General features: G+C 38.0%; 3 protein-coding genes. 1 reads left to right on the top strand and 2 read right to left on the bottom strand.

What is annotated here, in order from left to right; translation table 11 throughout:
* The first annotated feature begins 41 nt into the window (after positions 1 to 41).
* The gene (locus H6F50_RS25315) at positions 42 to 986 is read left to right on the top strand and encodes a phosphodiester glycosidase family protein (protein WP_190430822.1); all 945 of its coding nucleotides are present in this window, start codon (positions 42 to 44) and stop codon (positions 984 to 986) included.
* A gap of 161 nt (positions 987 to 1,147) precedes the next feature.
* On the opposite strand, the gene H6F50_RS25310 is transcribed toward H6F50_RS25315, so the two are convergent.
* Positions 1,148 to 2,020 (bottom strand): short-chain dehydrogenase, encoded by an 873-nt coding sequence (locus H6F50_RS25310; protein ID WP_190430821.1) that lies wholly within the window; start codon positions 2,018 to 2,020, stop codon positions 1,148 to 1,150.
* 112 nt (positions 2,021 to 2,132) lie between these two features.
* Positions 2,133 to 4,157 (bottom strand): cobaltochelatase subunit CobN (locus tag H6F50_RS25305; RefSeq protein ID WP_190430820.1); only part of this gene is annotated, 2,025 nt, incomplete at its 5' end.

Raw genomic sequence — 4,157 nt, 5'->3', positions numbered from 1 at the left:
GCTTAAAATGTAAACATACATTTTTTGTAAATTCTTGGTGTATGTTTACAAAAGCAAAATTTCTAAGCATATTATTAGTAACATTCATTATTGTATCCGCTATTCATATTTATTCCAAAAATGCTTCAAATCTTCCTCAAGTCCAAGTACAAAAAATAATAAACAGAGAAAATACAGCTAATAATTTATGCGATTGCCAAAGCCAAAAATGCCAATTCAGCGTAGAATTTATCAAAACGGATCATCAAGGAAGTACAAAGGCTAAAGGTGCAAATTATGTTCTTATTTTTGATCCAAAATCTCCGAAACTAGATTTTAAGGTCAGTCTTGCTTTAGCCCATGAAATTTATGCTAAAGATGCTAAAGGAAGATTCCGCAAAAAATATGTTCCAAAACAGTTTCATGAAATTATAGCCGATGATAATGCAAAACTAAATGGCAAAAAACCGATTGCAGCCATTAACGGGGATTATATAGATCCTGAGAATAAACCCCAAGGCTTGAACATTTCCAGGGGAGTAGAATATTCTGGTTTATTTAAAGATAAGCGGTCTTCCTTTGGAATTTCAGGAGGTACAGAAGCGCGAAAAGCGACAATTCAGATTGGGAAAAGAAACGAGCAAAATTTAAACTATAACTTAGTAGGAGGAAATGGAAGATTTTATAAAGATGGAATATTTAAAAATATTTGTAATGACTTGGGAGAATATGCTTGTAAACACGAAACCAGCCGCTCGATGGCAGCAATTACTTCCAAAGGCTATGTAATTTTATTGGTTAACAACGTCGAAACCGATGGGCCATTGTATCCAGATAAGTTTGATGATGTCCTGAAAGGAATTTCTAACAATCACTGTTTAGGAAATATTCAGGAAGCGATGTTATTTGATGGTGGGTTTTCAACAGCTTTTTACTATAACGACAAAATCTATGTAGAAAACTCTAATCCAATTGGCTCAGTTTTCTTAATTTATAAAACCGAGTAAAACTTTATTAAGCTACTTTTATATTTATAAGTCTCAAGTTTCATCTGCATTTTCTATACAGTCTTCACAGTGATATTTTTTAGGTTACACTTTGCAAGCGGCGTTTAGGTTTATGCAACCGAGTTTACCTCTCATCGAGTATATTGCTATACTCTATTAATTTACTTAAGTTTACTTTTTATCTCAGACAGAGACTTTTCAGTCTCTTTGATTTTTGCTTCCTTTTTTAATTTTTCTAATTTCTCATCCAAAATAATTTCTATCCCTTTTTTTAGACTACTAAAATGATTCAAGCAATCTTCTTCACTTAATTCATGAATTCCTTTACTTAGAATTGAATAAATAATTGTATTTTTAACTAATGATTCAGGCAAAATATCTTTCAATAAACCGATTTTTTCATTAACTCGACTACTGTTGTAAAATTCTTCGTCCCATGCATCTGTTTTTTTAGCTTCTTGATGAGCTTCTTCGACTAAATTTTCAAATATTCTTCTTAAATAAACAAAAGAGCCAATACCGATTTTATGACTGACAAGCCCAATAGCCCTACTGAATTCCTTATATTTTGTTTCACCTAATACGTTTCTATACTTTCCTATCTCGGTCATATTCAAATCAGCAATTGAAGGATATTGACCAATTTTTTGAATTGTACCTTCGCATACTTTAAAACAAAAATGCATCCTATGACTGTTATCCCTGGCGCAGGAAAAATTGACATTAAATATTCTATTATTTAGATTAGATTCTTGCCAACGAATTAGTAAAGGATTTTGATTTTTAGCATTAGCAAGTATTTTCTTGTCTTTAATCGATTTTGACAAATGTCCTAATATAGGTTCGTTAATACCAACCATTTTCTTGAAGGTACTTGGCTTTTTACAATTCAGGCAGAAAGCATCAATCGAACCTTTGAAATTTTCAATTTCCTTAATTAGTTCGGAATTAGGCTCTACTTCAAAAGAACCATAAAGAGGAATTTCCAGAAAAAACTCTATAGGAGAAGGAAATTCATTGTTTAAATTTGCCACCTTTGATACTCCTTGGTAATAAAACTTAAAGCTAAACCTATACCCTAGAACCATAAGCTAGTAGGGTTAGGTGAAAGCTTATGAGTTACATAATAACTACCATATCATCCGATTAGCTTATGCTTACACCTTCAATTTCTGCCTCCGATAATTCATACAATTTGCGTAACTTCTGTAATTTCTCCTCAGAAGGTTGCCAGAAACCTCGCCCATTTGCTTCTATCATTCTCGCAACAATATTGCGGAAAGCTTCGGGATTCGCCTCACGCAATTTATTTGCCATTTCTGCATCTAAAGCATAGGTATCTGCTGCTTGGTCGTATACCCAATCATCGGTAAAATCAACCGTACCACCCCAACCAATTAACGCTGTCATGCGCTGGGAAATTTCGTAAGCACCACCGGAACCTTGATTCGCCATTGCTTCTGCCCATTTGGGGTTTAGCAATTTGGTACGGTATTCCATCCTCAGCAAGTCGTCTAAATTGCGAGGCGTGGTGTCTTTAGAGAAGCTTTCGACGAAGCTGGCGCTAACTTTTTTACCGCGTTGTTTTTCTGCGGCTTTTTTCAAGCCGCCAGTGTTGGCGTAATATTCTTGAATATCGGTAAGACCATATTCAACCGAGTCGATTTCTTGGACAATGCGATCGCTTGTTTGCAACAACTGCGTCAGCACTTCCGGTCTAGCTTGTCCTTTGTCTTTTCTACCGTAGCTGAAGACATTGCGATCGCGCCAAGTATCGCCCAATTCATCGCCAGATTCCCAGTTACCATCGGTTACGCGATCGTTCACTAACGAACCAAAATCACCGGTGGGGTTAGAAAATAATCGCGCTGAGGGATTTTCTACACCTTGAGATTTCAATGCTAAAGCGTGTTTGCGGATAAAGTTTTGGTCTTCCGGTTCCTCAGCATCAGCGGCGCGTTGAAACAAATCATCCAACAATTCAATAATGTTGATAAAGGTATCGCGGAAAATTCCCGAAAGATTCCCTAACACATCAATACGCGGATGACCGACTTCTGCAATTGGTTTCAATTCATAACGGACAATTCTTCCCGTACCTTCCTTAACAGGTTCAGCACCCACTAGTTCCAGCAAAATTCCCAGAGATTCGCCCTTCGTTTTAATCGCATCCAATCCCCATAACATCACTGCCACAGTTTCCGGATAAGAACCCTGTTCCTTAAGATGTTGGGCGATAATCTTTCTAGCAACTTCTCGACCCCTTTCGTAAGCGGCTGGGGAAGGCATCCGATAGGGATCTAAAGCATGAATATTCCTGCCTGTTGGCAACACACCAGCACCATCCCGCAACAAATCACCACCCGGCGCAGGCGGAATATATTCGCCATTAAGTCCCCGCAGCAAATTAGTGATTTCTTCACTATTTTGTTGCAATAAATCACGTATTTTTATTGCTTCATCTATTAACTCTGGAAGATTAGGATTGATGCGAAATTTAACATTAGGATATGTTTTGTTTAAGGATTCCCAGTGTGCTGACAGTGCTGCCTGTTTCTCTGCGCCTTTAGCAACTGCCTCAATAATGTCTTTTGGTAACTCAAAATAAGCATCAAAATAGCTAATTAGCCCTTCTGGAGTTGGCGGTTCCCCCAATGTATGCAAACCAGATGAGAAAAGACGATTTTCTAGAACTTGCAGATATTCGTACAGTTTTACTAAGTAAGAATTAAAAACATCTGCACTGAACATTCTGGCATTCTCAAACGAGAAGTTAATACCTAAGCGTTTAGAATCCTCAAAAGGGCAATCTGCATCCAAACCCGTATCTACAATCTTTTTACAAATCGCTTCCTTGAGGGCGTAATTTTTTTGCGGGTCTTCCCGATACTCCGCGATTAAATCGCGCAGCGACACCAATTCTTTGTACAATCCAGCACGACCATAAGGCGGCACATTATGGGAAATCAGCACCCCGTAGCCGCGACGCTTTGCCAACATTGATTCAGAAGGATTGTTCGCCGCATAGATATATAGATTGGGTAGATTGCCTAGCAGAATATCAGACCAAGAATAGCCCGTATTACCGAGCGGAGATCCGGGCAACCATTCAACCGTTCCGTGCATTCCGAAGTGAACGACAGCATCAGCTTGAAAGTCGTTTTGCAACCA

The sequence above is a fragment of the Coleofasciculus sp. FACHB-712 genome, assembly GCF_014695635.1.
Classification (GTDB): domain Bacteria; phylum Cyanobacteriota; class Cyanobacteriia; order Cyanobacteriales; family FACHB-T130; genus FACHB-T130.
Note: the sequence above shows the minus strand (reverse complement) of the source record. Positions and strands in the feature narration are given on the sequence as shown.

What these genes read in the sequence shown, in the direction of transcription:
- H6F50_RS25315 (WP_190430822.1), top strand. Translation starts at nt 42, where the DNA reads ATGTTTACAAAAGCAAAATTTCTAAGCATATTATTAGTAACATTCATT.